At 63.8% G+C, this 14635-nt stretch carries 17 protein-coding genes; 9 read left to right on the top strand and 8 right to left on the bottom strand.

Going from position 1 to position 14635, the window contains the following annotated elements; translation table 11 throughout:
• Window positions 1–89: 89 nt before the first annotated feature.
• Both NKH37_RS11515 and NKH37_RS11510 read right to left on the bottom strand, forming a co-directional pair.
• Window positions 90–1367, bottom strand: coding sequence for a polyhydroxyalkanoate depolymerase (locus tag NKH37_RS11515; protein WP_352481335.1), 1278 nt, complete (start codon window positions 1365–1367; stop codon window positions 90–92).
• Between the two features lie 253 nt (window positions 1368–1620).
• Entirely contained in the window at window positions 1621–1980 is a 360-nt protein-coding gene (locus NKH37_RS11510; RefSeq protein ID WP_352481336.1) for a septal ring lytic transglycosylase RlpA family protein, read from the bottom strand.
• Window positions 1981–2284: 304 nt separating this feature from the next.
• On the opposite strand from NKH37_RS11510, the gene NKH37_RS11505 reads away from it, so the two are divergent.
• Window positions 2285–2470, top strand: coding sequence for a hypothetical protein (locus tag NKH37_RS11505; RefSeq protein WP_023718772.1), 186 nt, complete (start codon window positions 2285–2287; stop codon window positions 2468–2470).
• A 59-nt stretch (window positions 2471–2529) separates the two neighbouring features.
• On the opposite strand, the gene NKH37_RS11500 is transcribed toward NKH37_RS11505, so the two are convergent.
• The 4 genes from NKH37_RS11500 to tauA all read right to left on the bottom strand — a co-directional run bounded on the left by NKH37_RS11500 (window position 2530) and on the right by tauA (window position 5463).
• Window positions 2530–2718 carry a hypothetical protein gene (locus NKH37_RS11500; RefSeq protein WP_353006051.1) on the bottom strand — a complete coding sequence of 63 codons (189 nt, stop codon included), beginning with the start codon at window positions 2716–2718 and terminating at the stop codon, window positions 2530–2532.
• 19 nt (window positions 2719–2737) lie between these two features.
• Complete coding sequence (locus tag NKH37_RS11495) at window positions 2738–3604, bottom strand: ABC transporter permease subunit (protein WP_352481337.1); 867 nt, start codon at window positions 3602–3604, stop codon at window positions 2738–2740.
• Window positions 3601–4374, bottom strand: a complete 774-nt coding sequence (locus NKH37_RS11490; RefSeq protein ID WP_352481338.1) for a taurine ABC transporter ATP-binding protein — start codon at window positions 4372–4374, stop codon at window positions 3601–3603. The genes NKH37_RS11495 and NKH37_RS11490 overlap by 4 nt, the downstream gene beginning before the upstream one ends.
• Before the next feature lie 75 nt (window positions 4375–4449).
• Window positions 4450–5463 carry a taurine ABC transporter substrate-binding protein gene (tauA, locus tag NKH37_RS11485; RefSeq protein ID WP_352481339.1) on the bottom strand — a complete coding sequence of 338 codons (1014 nt, stop codon included), beginning with the start codon at window positions 5461–5463 and terminating at the stop codon, window positions 4450–4452.
• Between the two features lie 842 nt (window positions 5464–6305).
• Here tauA and NKH37_RS11480 point away from each other — a divergent pair.
• The 3 genes from NKH37_RS11480 (at window position 6306) to NKH37_RS11470 (ending at window position 8858) form a co-directional block, all read left to right on the top strand.
• A complete protein-coding gene (locus NKH37_RS11480) occupies window positions 6306–6758 on the top strand; it encodes an RrF2 family transcriptional regulator (RefSeq protein WP_352592220.1) in 453 nt (150 codons plus the stop codon).
• 61 nt (window positions 6759–6819) lie between these two features.
• Entirely contained in the window at window positions 6820–8169 is a 1350-nt protein-coding gene (locus NKH37_RS11475; RefSeq protein WP_352481341.1) for an FAD/NAD(P)-binding protein, read from the top strand.
• A 338-nt stretch (window positions 8170–8507) separates the two neighbouring features.
• Window positions 8508–8858, top strand: coding sequence for a winged helix-turn-helix transcriptional regulator (locus NKH37_RS11470; RefSeq protein ID WP_352481342.1), 351 nt, complete (start codon window positions 8508–8510; stop codon window positions 8856–8858).
• A gap of 111 nt (window positions 8859–8969) precedes the next feature.
• Here the strand turns inward: NKH37_RS11470 and NKH37_RS11465 are convergent, their stop codons facing one another.
• Window positions 8970–9617 (bottom strand): cysteine hydrolase family protein, encoded by a 648-nt coding sequence (locus NKH37_RS11465; protein ID WP_352481343.1) that lies wholly within the window; start codon window positions 9615–9617, stop codon window positions 8970–8972.
• Window positions 9614–9943, bottom strand: coding sequence for a hypothetical protein (locus NKH37_RS11460; RefSeq protein ID WP_023718782.1), 330 nt, complete (start codon window positions 9941–9943; stop codon window positions 9614–9616). The genes NKH37_RS11465 and NKH37_RS11460 overlap by 4 nt, the downstream gene beginning before the upstream one ends.
• Before the next feature lie 172 nt (window positions 9944–10115).
• Here NKH37_RS11460 and NKH37_RS11455 point away from each other — a divergent pair, with 172 nt between their 5' ends.
• From NKH37_RS11455 to NKH37_RS11435, 5 genes are all read left to right on the top strand, one after another.
• On the top strand, window positions 10116–10283 hold the full coding sequence (locus NKH37_RS11455) for a hypothetical protein (protein WP_245278579.1): 168 nt from the start codon (window positions 10116–10118) through the stop codon (window positions 10281–10283).
• Window positions 10284–10295: 12 nt separating this feature from the next.
• The gene (locus tag NKH37_RS11450) at window positions 10296–10514 is read left to right on the top strand and encodes a RidA family protein (protein WP_353006086.1); all 219 of its coding nucleotides are present in this window, start codon (window positions 10296–10298) and stop codon (window positions 10512–10514) included.
• Window positions 10515–10700: 186 nt separating this feature from the next.
• A complete protein-coding gene (locus tag NKH37_RS11445) occupies window positions 10701–12125 on the top strand; it encodes a pyridoxal-phosphate dependent enzyme (RefSeq protein ID WP_353006052.1) in 1425 nt (474 codons plus the stop codon).
• On the top strand, window positions 12122–13303 hold the full coding sequence (locus NKH37_RS11440; protein WP_352481346.1) for a cystathionine gamma-synthase: 1182 nt from the start codon (window positions 12122–12124) through the stop codon (window positions 13301–13303). Before NKH37_RS11445 ends, NKH37_RS11440 begins: the two co-directional genes overlap by 4 nt.
• Before the next feature lie 314 nt (window positions 13304–13617).
• Entirely contained in the window at window positions 13618–14595 is a 978-nt protein-coding gene (locus NKH37_RS11435) for a GlxA family transcriptional regulator (protein ID WP_352845450.1), read from the top strand.
• Window positions 14596–14635 lie beyond the last annotated feature (40 nt).

Raw genomic sequence — 14635 nt, 5'->3', positions numbered from 1 at the left:
AACAGGTCGACCGGCCGCACGGCCCCGCCAACCGATGATTTTGGCATTGACCGACCTGATGCGGATTGACGGGCATCATCGCTGGTCGCCTATTTCTTGCCGGTCCTGACCAGCTTGGGCTTCACCGCAACACGGTTCTGGCGGCCGTAGCTGGTAATGAAATCGACGATGCGCGGCACGATTTCGGAGCGGAAGCGCGAGCCGTTGAACACACCGTAATGGCCGACCGCCGGCTGCATGTAATGGGCGTGCCTGTCGGCCGGAATGTTGATGCAGAGGTCGTGCGCCGCCTTGGTCTGGCCAAGGCCGGAGATGTCGTCGTTCTCGCCCTCGACGGTGAACAGGGCGACATTGCGGATCGCCGAAGGGTCGACCGCCACACCGCGATGCGTCATTTCGCCCTTGGGCAAGGCCTGGCGGACGAAGACGGTATCGACGGTCTGCAGGTAGAATTCCGCCGTCAGATCCATCACCGCCAGGTATTCGTCATAGAATTCGCGGTGCTTCTCGGCATTGTCGCCGTCATGCTTCACCAGGTGCATGAAGAAGTCTTTGTGGGCGATGATGTGGCGATCCAGGTTCATGCTCATGAAACCCGAAAGCTGCAGGAAACCGGGATAGACCTCGCGGCCGAAGCCCGGCACCGGCCAGGGCGCGCGCATGATGACGTTGTCGCGGAACCAGTCGATGCCCTTTTCCTGGGCCAGCAAATTGACCGCCGTCGGGTTGCGGCGCGTGTCGATCGGGCCGCCCATCAGCGTCATCGTCGAGGGCACGAAAGGATCGCCCTTGGCTTCCATCAGCGCCACCGCCGCCAGCACCGGCACCGACGGCTGGCACACCGCCATCACGTGGGTGTCGGGTCCCAGCGCATGCAGCATGTCGACAATGTAGTCGACATAGTCGTCGAGGTCGAAGCTGCCGTCGGCAAGCGGCACCATCCGGGCGTCGACCCAGTCGGTGATATGCACGTCCGCATAGGGCAGCATCGCCTCGGCCGTGCCGCGCAACAGCGTCGCATAGTGGCCCGACATCGGTGCGACGATTAACAGCTTCGGATCCGGCCGGCGCCCGGCCGGGACAGCCCGCTCGAAACGGACCAGATTGCAGAACGGCCGCGACCAGACGGTGCGTTCGCTGACCTCGACGGTTTTCCAGTCGACCACGGTCTTGGTCAGGCCGAATTGCGGCTTGCCGTAGCGGCGTGTCGTGCGTTCGAACAATTCGGCCGTTGCCGCGACCGAGCGGCCCCAGGACGTGTGTGAAACCGGATTGAGCGGATTGGAGTAGAACAGGCGCACCGCATCGGCATAGAGGCGGGCCGGCTGCAAGGCGGCATGGTTCAGTTCGTAAAGCTGGTAGAACATCGAGAACCCCGCTGCCGACTGCGATCGAAGGGCCGACGAGCAGCGCCGAGCCTTGTCTTGCGGGAGGTTAGCAACAATTTGCTGCGATGCAATACGTCAACTTGCGTGATTTATGCTCATTCTTTCGTCCAAGATGTTGGGAATCCGCCTTCAACGGCAACAGCCGGCTCAATGTGCACCTGCGAAGGCGTAGCCAAGGGTACGCCTATCGGTGCGATCGTCGGAGGAGGTGTCCGGCCTGGCGCTCTGACTGTTAGACGCGTGCCATGCAGACGGCGGTATGGCCCGAGCTGATGAAGCCGAGCTGGCTGGCGGCGCCCTTCGACAGATCGAGCACGCGGCCCCTGATAAACGGGCCGCGATCGTTGATCCGCACGACGACGCTGCGGCCATTGTTGCGGTTGGTCACCTTCAGCTTGGTGCCGAACGGCAGGCTGCGATGCGCTGCGGTCAGCGCCGACGGGTTCATGCGTTCGCCGGAAGCGGTTCTGGAATGCAGTGAGTACCAGGAGGCACGGCCGCACTGAGCGGCGGCGCTGGCAGTGGATGCGCCGACCATCAGGCCAGCCGCGATCATGGCTGCGGCAAGCGCGGTCTGGTTGCTTTTGTTCATGTGTTGGGGACTGGCTCCGTTGACAGACCCGCAGCGGTTAGAGGCGAATGAGGCAGCAAATGCGGCAATGATCTGTCGGTTCCATGACAATGTTACACGTTTGGAGTCGGTACGAAACAATTTGTCAGAGAGTTTCCGCAGCACGGCACAGCTTCTTTGATGATCTTTGCATCGACCTCAGCACGTCTTGCACAAGATCAGAGATTTGCATCTAAGTAGAAGTTGGCCTGACCGCGCCGCTTCTTTCGCTGTTCCATTCCGGCAGGAGCGCGGCAGATGATCGACTTGGAAAGGAGTTTTAGCAATGAGATTGATCAAAAATCTGCTGGCGTTGATTGTGCTCGCCATCGGCGTGCTGTGGTCATTGCAAGGCATCGGCCTTATCGGCGGCAGCTTCATGACCGGCCAGTCGCAATGGCTCTATGTCGGCATCGTCACCGCGCTGGTTGGCTTGGCCGGCCTGGCCTGGGCGAACCGTTCGCGCGTTTGAGCAGGCGTCGATCCTCAGGCTCCCGCCAGAGCAGCGCACAGCGGACTCGTGGCGGCCGGTCACCGCGACCAGTACTGCCAGCCCCAGTAGAAACTTTCGTCGCGTGGCGGCAGGCGGTTGCGCTCCGCATCGAGATGCACCGGCGTCGGCGTTTTGCGTTCGCCGTCAGGCGGCTGTTTGTCTCCGGCCTTGATCAGGCGGAGCCAATGGCCGAAACGCGCAAGCAGCACAGCGGTGGAATGGGGCATCGTCACGTCTCCGATCCGGTCACTCCCGCCCCGCCCACGGGACGAGCACCCGCTCGATCCTGCGGATGATGAATTCGAGCACGAAGGCAATGGCCGCGATCACCAGTATGCCCATCACCACCACGTCGGTGACGAGGAACTGGGCGGCGGACTGGATCATGAAGCCGAGCCCGCGCGTCGCCGCCACCAGCTCGGCGGCAACCAGCGTCGACCAGCCGGCGCCAAGCGCGATGCGCAGGCCGGTCAGGATCGAGGGCAGTGCGCTGGGTAGGATCACGTGCCGGACAAGCTGCGTGCGGGTCGCGCCAAGCGCGCGTGCCGCATTGATGCGTTCCTGCGAGACGCCGCGAACACCCGATGCCGTCGACAGCGCGACCGGCGCCAGCATGGCGATGGCAATCACCAGGATCTTGGACGGCTCGCCAATGCCGAACCAGATAATGATTAGTGGCAGATAGGCCAGCGGCGGGATCGGCCGCAGCAATTCGAGCAGCGGATCGAAGATGCCGCGCCCTATGATGCTGATGCCGATAGCCAGCCCGATGGGAACGCCGACGAAAACGGCCGCGATCAGCGCTGCAAATACCCGCCACAGACTGGCGGCGATATGCTGGAGCAGCGTCGCGTCGACAAAGCCGTCACGGGCGACGACGACAAATTTGTTCCAGACTGCCACGGGCGACGGCAGGAAAACCGGCGACACCAATTGCAGGCGGGCCGACAGTGCCCACGCCGCCAGCACCACCAGAACAGTGATCGCGCTGACCATGCGGGCCGAAACGCGGCTGCGTCTCGGCCGCGACCGCGACCATGGCACGGACAGCGCGTCGGCTCCGTCGTCGGCCTTGGAGCGCTGCGGCCGCTCGGTATAGGAGGTAACGGTCATGCTGCCTCTCCTTCGAAGATCGCATCGGTCAGCTCGCCGCGCGCCGCGGCGAAGGCGGGATCGGCCTTGATGCTGCGAATGGCCTCGCCGGCTGCATAGCGCCGGCTGAAGCCGGTTTCGAAACTCCGCACCACCCGCCCAGGGTCGGGAGCCAGCACAATGATGCGGGTTGCGAGCACCAGCGCTTCCTCGATGCCGTGCGTCACCATCAGCACGCCGACATTGCTTGCCGTCCACAGATCGAGCAGCGTTGTCTGCATGCGTTCCCGTGTCAGCGCATCGAGCGCGCCCAGCGGCTCGTCGAGCAGCAGGAATTGCGGCTCGGCCGCCAGCGCCCGGGCCAGGCCGACGCGCTGGCGCATGCCCCCGGAAAGCTCCCAGATGCGCTTGTCGCCGGCACCGTCGAGCTTCACCAGCGCCAGCAGCGCATCGGCGCGCCGCGCCCGTTCACTTGGCCCGACGCCGCGCAGCCTGAGCGCAAAGGCGACATTTTCCCGCGCGGTCAGCCACGGAAACAGCGCGTCGTTCTGGAACACGACGGCGCGGTCCGAGCCTGGCGCCGTGATCGGCCTGCCGCCTACCGTGGCGCTGCCGCGCACAGGCTCGACCAGGCCCGCAGCGACATTGAGCAGCGAGGTCTTGCCGCAGCCGGAGCGGCCGACCAGGACAACGAAGTCATCCTTGGCGACGTCAATCGACACGCGTTCGACGGCCGGCGCCGGCTGGCCTTCATAATGAATCGAGACTTTGTCGAGCAGGAGATGCGTCATGTGGCGTCGCCGATATTCTGAATCTGCAGGCAACGCGCGCGTCAGGGAAGGGAGGACGCGCGCATTGAGCGGTCGCTAATTCGAGGCAAGCGCCTCGCCGACATATTTCGACGACACGTATTTCGAATAATCCGGCAGCACGGCGTCGATCTTGCCCTGCTCCTTGAGGAAGGCCGACGTCGCCTCGACTGCCTTGACCGTGCCGCCACCGAGGAACTTGTCCGAGGCCTGCTCCTCGAGCGTCGGGAAGACATAGCCCCTCAGCAGTTGCGGCACGTCTTCGAGCTTGGCCCCGGTGATCCTGGCGATCTTGGCCGCTTGCGGCGAGGACACCGACCATTGATCCGGCTTGGCCAGGAATTCGGCATAGGCAGCGCCCGTCACTTTGACGAAGTCGCGCACCGCCTCCGGGTTCCTTTCGGCGAAGTCGGTGCGCACGATCCAGGCGTCGAAAGTCGGCGCGCCCCAGGCGGCGACCTGCGAGGAATCCAGCACGACCTTGCCCGACGTCTTGATCTGGCCGAGTGCCGGATCCCAGACATAGGCGGCGTCGATGTCGCCGCGCGCCCATGCCGCCGCGATCTCCGGTGGCCGCAGATTGAGAATATCGACCGACTTCGGCTCGACACCCTCATGCTTCAGCGCCGCAAGCAGGCTGTAATGCGTCGTCGAGACGAAGGGTACCGCCACCTTCTTGCCGGCAAGGTCGGCGACCTTCTCGATGCCGGCGCCGTTGCGGGCGACAAGGGCCTCGGATTCGCCGATCAGCCCGACAATGAAGATGGTCTGGATGGGAAGCTCGCGGCTCGCCGCCGCCGCCAGCGGGCTCGAGCCGACATAACCGATGTCGACCGAACCGGAAGCGACGGCGGCGATCACGTCGGCGCCGGAATCAAATTTCCGCCAGTCGATTGCCGCCTTGGTCGCGCTCTCATAGGCGCCGTCGGCCTGCGGCACCTTCGAGGGTTCGACGACCGTCTGGTAGCCGATAGTGATCTTGAGGTCCTTCGCATGGGCTGGGCCGAGAAAGCCGGCACCAGCCAGAGCCGCCGAGGACAGGAGAACGACGCGTCGCGAAATAGTGGACATGAAAGGCTCCTTGAAAAGAGAAAAATCGGATCGCTCCCTCATAGTCAGCTAAGTCTATAAGGCTTGTAGAGTTAAATCCTTCCAACCATTGCCGTCTTGTTAGAAAAAAGCCGTCAGTGGCGCGGCGCGAAGGCGGATATGGCGGCTGCAGCGGGCCTCGGCCTAAGGTCTGTTGACGGTCAGGTCAGCCGAAACAGAGACGGAATGGCGCGCACTATTGGATCTGCATTCATTGGTCAGTATAGCGGCATCGATCCTCGGGTCTCCGCTGCGTCGCTGCTTTGAACAATGGCGCAGCACCTCAATTGCCTTCTTGGCTCCACCTCGCCTCTGGCTTCGCTGTCCGTTGGAGCGACCGGTGATTGCGCCATCAGCCGCAAACAAGAATTTTCCGTTTTGGCCCGGTCACCGGCAAATCCATGCTGCGAACGGCCGAACAATTGAAAGTGAATTTCCTGTGCTCGGGGTTAAGTCTAGTATTCTTATGGACATTGAAGGATTGGAGAGGACGATGAGCGACGCCACCCTCCTTGTTGCCGCGCGCGGCATGCTTTGGCCTTCAAATTCAGGGACAGAAGCTGCTGTCGGCCGGTCGGGACATTCCTGTCGCCGGCCAGTTTGCCGGTGTCCCATTGGCGGCGGCTCCTGTGCTCGTAGGGCCACAAGCCCCGGCCAAAATGGCCATTGCGGCTTGAAAACGAAACAAAATCAACGTTTCTTGGCTTGTATATCATGTCACTAGAATTTATCTGTAGTGACAGCTTGGACGCGGCGGGGAGGCACGCCAGGCGTTTCGCAACCGATGGCCTTGGGTCATCGCATGACAGAGAAACGTTCGGGTTATGCTCACGAAAAAAGGTAAGTACGGCCTCAAGGCGCTCGTTCATCTGGCGCGCCTGCCGGTTGGACAGCTCGCCTTCGTCAACGACATCGCCCGCGCAAACAATATTCCGAAAAAGTTCCTCGATGCCATCCTTGGCGAATTGCGCAATGCCGGTTTCGTCCAGAGCCGCAAGGGCAAGGAGGGCGGTTATCGCCTGGCGCGCCCAGCGGACGAGATCAAGGTCGGGCACGTCGTGCGCGTGCTCGACGGGCCACTTGCCCCCATTCCTTGCGCCAGCCGCACCCAGTATCAGCGCTGCGAAGATTGCAACGAGGCGACATGCCAAGTCCGACATCTGATGCTGGAGGTCCGGCAGGCCATCGCCGAGGTGCTGGACCAGCGCAGCCTCGCCGAGATGCGCGACATCGCCGGCGACGAAGACCTTTCGGTGCCGTTGAAAATCCAGGCCTGAATCAACAAAGCCTGACCCGAGAATTCCGGAACCAATGGCTCCCAAGACAATTGGTGCGCGCATGACCGGACGCGCAAATTCGATCATTCCAACTTCGATCATCATTGTCGGTGGCGGCGCCAGCGGCGTCGTGCTTGCCGCGCATCTGCTGAAGTCGCCCAATCCCGATCTCCGCGTCAGCCTGGTCGAAAAACGCCCGCATTTTGGGCAAGGCATGGCCTATTCAACGCTGCTCTCAGCCCATGTGCTGAATGTCAGCGCGTTGGGCATGAGCGCCTATGCCGACGATCCCGGCAATTTCTCGCGCTGGCTACTTGAACGCGGCCTGGCAACGCCGGAACAGGCACCGGTCTATGCGCCGCGCAGCGTCTACGCCCGCTATCTCAAGGAGCTGCTCGACGAACTCGAGGCGCGTGAGCAGCAGACGGGCCGGCTGCGCCTGATCCGCGAGGAGAGCCTGTCGATCTCGCCGACCGCGTCCGGCGTCGAGGTGGCGCTGGCCAACGGCACCAGCGTGGTTGCGCATCTTGCCGTGCTGGCGACCGGCCATGACGAGGAGCCGGGGGCGGGGCAGGGCCACGCGATCAGGATGGGATCCGAGGCCGACAGCGCGCTCGACCCCGAAGCCCGAGTCCTGGTGCTGGGCACGGGGTTGAGCATGGTCGATGCCTTTCTGTCGCTCGAGCAGCGCGGTCATCGCGGCGCGATCGTCGCGGTGTCGCGGCGCGGCCTGCTGCCTTCGCCGCATCGCAAGGGCAATCCCATCAAGCTCGACGTTGCCGATATCCCGCTCGGCACCCAGCTTTCCTATTTCGTCGGCTGGTTCCGCGACCTGATCCGGGAAAACCAGAAGGCCGGCATCGACTGGCGCGACGTCGTCGACGGTCTGAGGCCCTTCAACCAGAAGATCTGGCAGAACTGGCCGTCCTCGGCCAAGCGCCGCTTTGTCGAGCACACCAAGGCGTGGTGGGACATCCACCGCCATCGCATGGCGCCGCAAGTCTACGCCCGCGTTACGGAGGCGGTGCAGGCCGGCCGCATCCGGCTTGTCGCCGGCCGCATCGTCGACATCGCCGCAGGCTACACCGTAGAGGTCCAGTCCCGCCACACGCAGCGCCTCGAAAGGTTCGATGTCGCCCGCATCTATGATTGCACCGGCATCGCCAGGGATATCTCGACCACCTCGAACAGCGTGGTGCGGTCGCTGGTCGACCGTGGGCTGGCACGGCCGGATCCGCTGCGGCTCGGCCTCGATGTGACCGCGGACTGCGAGGTCATCGCCGGCGATGGCACAGTATCGGCCAAGATTTTGGCGGTCGGGCCGCTGACGCGCGGCACCTTCTTCGAGATCGACGCCATTCCCGATATTCGCGTGCAGTGTGCGCGGCTAAGCAAGCGATTGCTCGGATAAGGCCCCCTTTGTCTTGACGCAATTTCGGATGCAAGACCGCCGCCGTTGGGTGAAAAGATCTCGACCGCATAACCTCGCGGTGAAGGCGAACCAGGGGTGCGGGAGCTAGCTCCGCCAGAAGCCGACCGGCCAGCCCGTGGTGGTCGAGACAGCCGGGTTGGCGATGACGATCGCCACACGTTTCGGCTGTTGCGCGTTGACCGGATTGGCGTCGCGTACGCTCATCTTCGTTCTCCTCCCTGGATTTTGTGGCCGGCGAGGCCGTGAGCCGCGACCCCTGGCCAGATGACCGGGCGAATTCTGCTTCCGTCGTCACCATGCCTTGCCTACCATGGCGCATGACCCAACGCGGAAGACTCTACGGCTGCCCGGTCGAGTTCGCGCTCGACGCGCTCGGCGGCAAATGGAAGACGGTGATCCTGGCGCACGTCAAGGAACAGCCGATGCGCTATTCCGACTTGCGCCGGCTGATCCCCTCGCTCTCGGACAAGATGCTGACGCAGCGCCTGGCCGAGCTTGTCGAGATCGGCTTCGTCACGCTCGAGATGTCGCCCGACGGCAAGGGGCGCTACGCCTTGACCGGGCGCGGTGAAGATCTCGCCGCCGCGCTCCAGGCGCTCTACGACTGGGGAAGCGTGCATGGCCGCGCCGAGGGCGTGCGTTTTCGCACCGATAGCGCAGCCACCTAGATCAATTCCGGGAAGCGCGGAGCGGTTTTCTGTCCGCAATTGCGAGACAAAGCGATGGAGCGGTTCGACGTTTGCGTGAAAGGGTGGATCGCTCTAGCAAGCCGACTGTCCTCAACCCGGTCCGGCAAGCGCGCTGCAGAAGCTGGCGACATCGGTGACAACGGCTTCGCCGAGGAAGCGTAGCGTCGCCATCGAGCGGTCGCGCGCCTCGCGGTTGCCGAAGCCACAGGCATCCTCGATGACCACGGCGACAAAGCCATTGTCGGTCGCCTGGCGAACGGTTGGCTCGATGCCGATCTCCATGGCGATGCCTGCGAGCGCTATCGTGCGCACGCCGCAATCGCGCAAGGCAAAGCCGAGCGCGGTGGAATCGAAGGCCGACATCGTGAGCTTGTCGAACACCGCCTCGTCATCGCGGGGTTCCAGCTCGGGCACGATCCGCGTCGCTTCGGCGTCGCGCGGGAACCACGGCTCAACTGTGTCGGGGCTGTCGCGCCGCTGCCAGGCCATGGCGGTGCGCAGCTGCGTCGCGCCCATCCATTTGCGCGGCAGCGACAGATGGCGCGTGAACGCCACCCGCATTCCGGCCACGCGCGCCGCTTCCAGCACCGTGCCGGTGCGCTCGACGATGGTGGCGGCGCCGGCCACCTGGCGGCAGATGCCGACCTGCATGTCGTAGACCACCAGCGCCGTGCGGCGCGGATCGCACCACTCAGCCAGGCTGGCCGGGATTTCGATCCCGTCGCGCGACCGGATCATGCCGCCGTCCGGTCCCACGGCTTGGCGATGTCGACGGTCGGGTCGAACAGGAATTCCAGCGGCAATGGCGCGTCGAAGGCGATGAAGTGCCATTCCAGCAGCCCGGCCTTGGACAGCGGGAAGTCCTCGGTGTAGCGCCGCGCTTCCGCGACGCTGTCGAGCTCGAAGACGATGATGACGCCGCCAATATCGCCGCGCGCATAATTCTCGCGCACGATCCCCGCCTTCCAGAGCCGCCAGACGTTCGACACTTCGTCGCGCAAATAAGGCCGCAGGTCGTCGAGCGTGACGCCGGGCTTGAAATTGTCATAGGCAAGAATCTTCATCGGCCATTCCTTGCATTGCTGTTCGACCAGCGCCGGGTAGCATGGCGGAATCAGCGGCGGCAACGAACGAGATGGTGCGTTGAAACGGCCGCACGATTGCCGTTCTGTGCCGTGCGACCCTACGGACGGCCAGGCGGCCGCGGTATAGTTTTCGCTGAGGAGGAAAAGTGCAGTGACCATCGAAAGGCTGAACCCCGAGGGCATGCACAGCAACCCGACCTATTCGCAAGGCGTGTCGCTGCCGGCATCCGCGCGCATCGTGCTGGTCGGCGGCCAGAATGGGGTCGACGCGCAAGGCCGGATCGTCGCCAGGGACGATCTCGCTGCGCAGACCGCTTAGGCGCTCTCCAACCTGGCAAAGGTGCTCGAAGCCGGTGGGGCAAAGCCTGAAGACCTCGTCAGCCTCTCGGTCTATACCGCCGGCGACCTGGACATAGGGCCGGCCTTCGGCGCCTGGATGGCCTTCTGGGCAAACCGCGGCGTGCCGCCGATCATCAAAGTGCTGCGCGTCGCCGGCCTCGGTAATCCGGATTTTCTGATCGAGATCGAAGCCCAGGCCGCGATCGCCTGAGCCCTAAACAGGTTCTGCAAATCTTTTGCCCTGCCTGGAGGCCGGCGAAGCTTTCGCGAAATTCCATTCCCCTGCTGGCGGCCGGATTGGCACGATCTATCTTCTTTCCAACTGCAAACGGCTGGAAAAGACGGTAGGTTGCCGTCTTCCAGGGCGGTTGCTCATTCTGGCAACGGAGCATCTGACATGAGCAAGCACAAGATCGTAGCACCGGACGATGCATCGTCCCGCCTGCGCCCGCCCTATGCCTCGGTTCTCGACCTGATCGGGCAGACCCCGGTCGTCGAGCTGACCAAATTCGACATCGGCAAGTGCCGGCTGTTCATCAAGCTCGAAAGCCAGAATCCCGGCGGCTCGATCAAGGACCGCATCGCGCTGTCGATGATTGCCGCCGCCGAAAAACAGGGCAGACTGAAGCCCGGCGGCACCATCGTCGAGGCGACCGCCGGCAACACCGGTCTCGGCCTCGCCCAGGTCGGCATCCCCAAGGGCTACCGCATCATCCTCGTCGTGCCCGACAAGATGTCCCGCGAAAAGATCCAGCATCTGCGCGCGCTCGGCGCCGAAGTGCGCATGACGCGCTCCGATGTCGGCAAGGGCCATGCCGAATATTACCAGGACATGGCCGAAAAGATCGCCGCCGAGCTGCCCGGCGCCTTTTATGCCAACCAGTTCGCCAACCCGGCAAATCCGCACGCGCACGAAACCACGACCGGGCCGGAAATCTTCCAACAGCTCGAAGGCGACGTCGATGCGGTTGTCGTCGGTGTCGGCTCCGGTGGCACGCTGACCGGGCTCGGCCGCTATTTCGCGAAAGTCTCGCCGAAGACCGAGATGATTTTGGCCGATCCGGTGGGCTCGGTGCTGGCGCCTTTGATCAAGACCGGCAAGATGGTAGAGGCCGGAAGCTGGACCGTGGAAGGCATCGGCGAGGATTTCGTCCCGCCCAATGCCGATCTGTCGCTGGTCAGGAAGGCCTATTCCATCCCCGACAAGCAGAGCATGCTGGCGGTGCGCGACCTGCTTTCGAAGGAAGGCATCCTCGCCGGCTCGTCGTCCGGCACGCTGCTTTCGACGGCGCTCCGCTATTGCCGCGAGCAGACCGTGCCGAAGCGCGTCGTCACCTTCGTCTGCGACAGCGGCAACAAGTATCTGTCGAAAGTGTTCGACGACTTCTGGCTGGCCGAACAGGGCCTTGCCGAGCAAGAGCAGCATGGCGACCTGCGTGATCTGGTGATGCGTTCGCACCGCACCGGCGACACCGTGTATGTCGGTCCGGACGAAAGCCTGCTCAACGCCTATGGCCGGATGCGCCGCTCGGATGTCTCGCAACTACCGGTGCTGGACGAGGGCAAGCTCGTCGGCATCATCGACGAAAGCGATATCCTCGCCAAGGTCGAAGGCCCCTATGACAGCCGCTGGGACCGCTTCAAGGCCCCGGTCAGTACGGCCATGACCTCTACCCTGCACACGCTGCAGGCCAGCCAGACGCTGGATGCGCTGCTGCCGGTGTTCGACCGCAACGAAGTCGCCATCGTCTTCGATGGCGACGAATTCATTGGCCTGATAACCCGTATCGACCTGATCAACCATCTGAGGCGCGCCCGATGACCGTCAAAGCCACCGTATCGGGCAGGAATCGCCTCGCCTTCTCGACGCGCACCATCCATGGCGGCCAGAGTCACGACCCGACGACGGGCGCGGTGATGGTGCCGATCTATGCGACTTCGACCTACGGCCAGCAGAGCCCCGGCGTGCACAAGGGCTTTGAATATGCCCGCAGCCAGAACCCGACCCGCTTTGCCTTCGAGCGCGCTGTGGCCGACCTCGAAAGCGGCACAGCCGCCTTCGCCTTCGCTTCGGGGCTGGCGGCGATCGCCACTATTTTCGAACTGCTCGATTCCGGCGCCCACATCGTCGCCACCGACGACATCTATGGCGGCACGTTTCGGCTGCTTGAGCGGGTGCGCAAGCGCTCGGCCAACCTCCAGGTCGACTTCGTTGACTTCACTGATCTTGCCGCGGTCGAAGCGGCGATCCGCCCGGAAACCAAGCTGCTCTGGGTCGAGACGCCGACCAATCCACTGCTGCGTGTCGTCGATCTCGAAGGCGTCGCGGCATTGGCCAGGCGCAAAGGCGTGCTGTCGGTCGCCGACAACACTTTCTGCAGCCCCTATCTGCAGCGGCCGCTGGAGCTCGGCATCGATATCGTTGTTCACTCGACGACGAAATACCTCAACGGCCATTCCGACATGGTCGGCGGCGTCGCCGTGGTCGGCGACAACAAGGATCTCGCCGATCGGCTGAAGTTCCTGCAGAACGCCATCGGCGCCATTTCCGGGCCATTCGACAGTTTCCTGGCGCTGCGCGGCCTGAAGACGCTGGCGCTGAGGATGGAGCGTCATTCGTCGAACGGCCAGAAGATCGCGCACTGGCTGGAAAGCCGCCCCGACATCCGCCGTGTTATCTATCCCGGCCTGCCCAGCCATCCGCAGCACGCCATCGCCAGGCGGCAGATGCACGCCTTCGGCGGCATGATCACCATCGAGCTCGACCGCGACCTCGCCGGCACCAAGCGCTTCCTCGAGCACACGCAACTGTTCACGCTGGCCGAAAGCCTCGGCGGCGTCGAAAGCCTGATCGAGCACCCCGCACTGATGACGCACGGCTCGATCCCGGCGAAAAAACGCGCGGAGATCGGGATATCCGATTCGCTGGTGCGCTTGTCGGCCGGGATAGAGGATGGTGATGATCTGATTGCGGATCTGGATCAGGCGCTGGCGAGTTGAGCCCGGTAACAAGAAACCTTGCGAGATGTCGGCGGGACAGCGCCCCCCTCTGCCCTGCCGGGCATCTCCCCCACGAGGGGGGAGATTAGCAGCTTCAGCGCTCCGCACACATTTACAATGTTGGAAGATTGACGAAAACGGCGGTGACGGCCGATCTCCCCCTTGTGGGGGAGATGTCCGGCAGGACAGAGGGGGGCGTGAAGGATCACCGACAAGCGACAATTGTTCTGTGTCGCGCCCCCGCACGCTATTCCGTTGACCCAGGCCAATTCTGCCTGAATTGTAGCGACCCGATCCTCCCGGCTCCGGAAGCTATGAACAACCGACAACGCAACCAACCGACGGCAAGCGAAGCCCCCCTCACCTTCGCCATCCTGGTCTTCCCCGGTTTTCCGATGATGGCGTTCAGCTCCGTCATCGAGCCGTTGCGCGCGGCGAACGTGCTGGCCAAGCGGGACTGCTATCGCTGGATCATCGTCGGCGCCGCCGAAGGCCCGGTCGAGGCCTCGAACGGCGTCGTCATCCAGCCCGGCTTTGCCGCCCATGACGCGCCGAAGGTCGATCGCATCGTCGTCTGCTCGGGCGGCGATGCCGATCATCTCGTCGCGCACGATGCCGTGAGCTGGATCCGCAAGAGCCTGCGCGGCGGCGCCCATATCGGTGCGGTGGCGGATGCGGCGTTCTTCCTCGCCCGCGCGGGCCTGCTCGACGGCCATGCCTGCACCTTGCACTGGACCAGCCAGGCAGCCTTCACCGAAGCGTTTCCGGATATCGAGCTGAGGCGCGATCTCTATGTCATCGACCGCAAGCGCTTCACTTCGGCCGGTGGCGTCGGCAGCCTCGACATGATGCTGGAGATCATCACCAACGATTATGGCGCCGAGCTGGCGGCCGGCGTCGCCGAATGGTTCGTGCACAGCCCGCTGCGCTCCAGCGTCGACCGCAAGCTGATGCCGCTGCGCTTACGCACCGGCGTCCAGAACGAACTGGTGCTGTCGGCCATCGCCATCATGGAGGATGCGGTGGAGGAGCGGCTCGGCATGGCGGAGCTGGCGGGGCGGCTCGGCGTCTCCTCCGACAAGCTTGAACGCAATTTCCGCTCCGAGCTCAGCATCTCGCCCAACGGCTACTACCGCCGCCTGCGGCTGAAGCGCGCCGCTGATCTCCTCGCACATTCGACGCTGATGGTGCGTGACGTGGCGCTGGCCTGCGGCTTTGCGTCGATGTCGAGCTTTGCCCGCGCGTTCCGGGAGGAGCATGGCCACGCGCCGAAGGTGATGAGGAGGCACTAGCGGCGTTAATCGCTCCACGCTGAGTTCCCGCCCACCCCCC

The sequence above is a fragment of the Mesorhizobium sp. M1217 genome, from assembly GCF_040318275.1.
In the GTDB taxonomy this organism is placed as follows: Bacteria; Pseudomonadota; Alphaproteobacteria; order Rhizobiales; family Rhizobiaceae; genus Mesorhizobium.
Note: the sequence above shows the minus strand (reverse complement) of the source record. Positions and strands in the feature narration are given on the sequence as shown.

What these genes read in the sequence shown, in the direction of transcription:
- NKH37_RS11515 (WP_352481335.1), bottom strand. Translation starts at nt 1,367, where the DNA reads ATGTTCTACCAGCTTTACGAACTGAACCATGCCGCCTTGCAGCCGGCC.
- NKH37_RS11510 (WP_352481336.1), bottom strand. Translation starts at nt 1,980, where the DNA reads ATGAACAAAAGCAACCAGACCGCGCTTGCCGCAGCCATGATCGCGGCT.
- NKH37_RS11505 (WP_023718772.1), top strand. Translation starts at nt 2,285, where the DNA reads ATGAGATTGATCAAAAATCTGCTGGCGTTGATTGTGCTCGCCATCGGC.
- NKH37_RS11500 (WP_353006051.1), bottom strand. Translation starts at nt 2,718, where the DNA reads ATGCCCCATTCCACCGCTGTGCTGCTTGCGCGTTTCGGCCATTGGCTC.
- NKH37_RS11495 (WP_352481337.1), bottom strand. Translation starts at nt 3,604, where the DNA reads ATGACCGTTACCTCCTATACCGAGCGGCCGCAGCGCTCCAAGGCCGAC.
- NKH37_RS11490 (WP_352481338.1), bottom strand. Translation starts at nt 4,374, where the DNA reads ATGACGCATCTCCTGCTCGACAAAGTCTCGATTCATTATGAAGGCCAG.
- tauA (WP_352481339.1), bottom strand. Translation starts at nt 5,463, where the DNA reads ATGTCCACTATTTCGCGACGCGTCGTTCTCCTGTCCTCGGCGGCTCTG.
- NKH37_RS11480 (WP_352592220.1), top strand. Translation starts at nt 6,306, where the DNA reads ATGCTCACGAAAAAAGGTAAGTACGGCCTCAAGGCGCTCGTTCATCTG.
- NKH37_RS11475 (WP_352481341.1), top strand. Translation starts at nt 6,820, where the DNA reads ATGACCGGACGCGCAAATTCGATCATTCCAACTTCGATCATCATTGTC.
- NKH37_RS11470 (WP_352481342.1), top strand. Translation starts at nt 8,508, where the DNA reads ATGACCCAACGCGGAAGACTCTACGGCTGCCCGGTCGAGTTCGCGCTC.
- NKH37_RS11465 (WP_352481343.1), bottom strand. Translation starts at nt 9,617, where the DNA reads ATGATCCGGTCGCGCGACGGGATCGAAATCCCGGCCAGCCTGGCTGAG.
- NKH37_RS11460 (WP_023718782.1), bottom strand. Translation starts at nt 9,943, where the DNA reads ATGAAGATTCTTGCCTATGACAATTTCAAGCCCGGCGTCACGCTCGAC.
- NKH37_RS11445 (WP_353006052.1), top strand. Translation starts at nt 10,701, where the DNA reads ATGAGCAAGCACAAGATCGTAGCACCGGACGATGCATCGTCCCGCCTG.
- NKH37_RS11440 (WP_352481346.1), top strand. Translation starts at nt 12,122, where the DNA reads ATGACCGTCAAAGCCACCGTATCGGGCAGGAATCGCCTCGCCTTCTCG.
- NKH37_RS11435 (WP_352845450.1), top strand. Translation starts at nt 13,618, where the DNA reads ATGAACAACCGACAACGCAACCAACCGACGGCAAGCGAAGCCCCCCTC.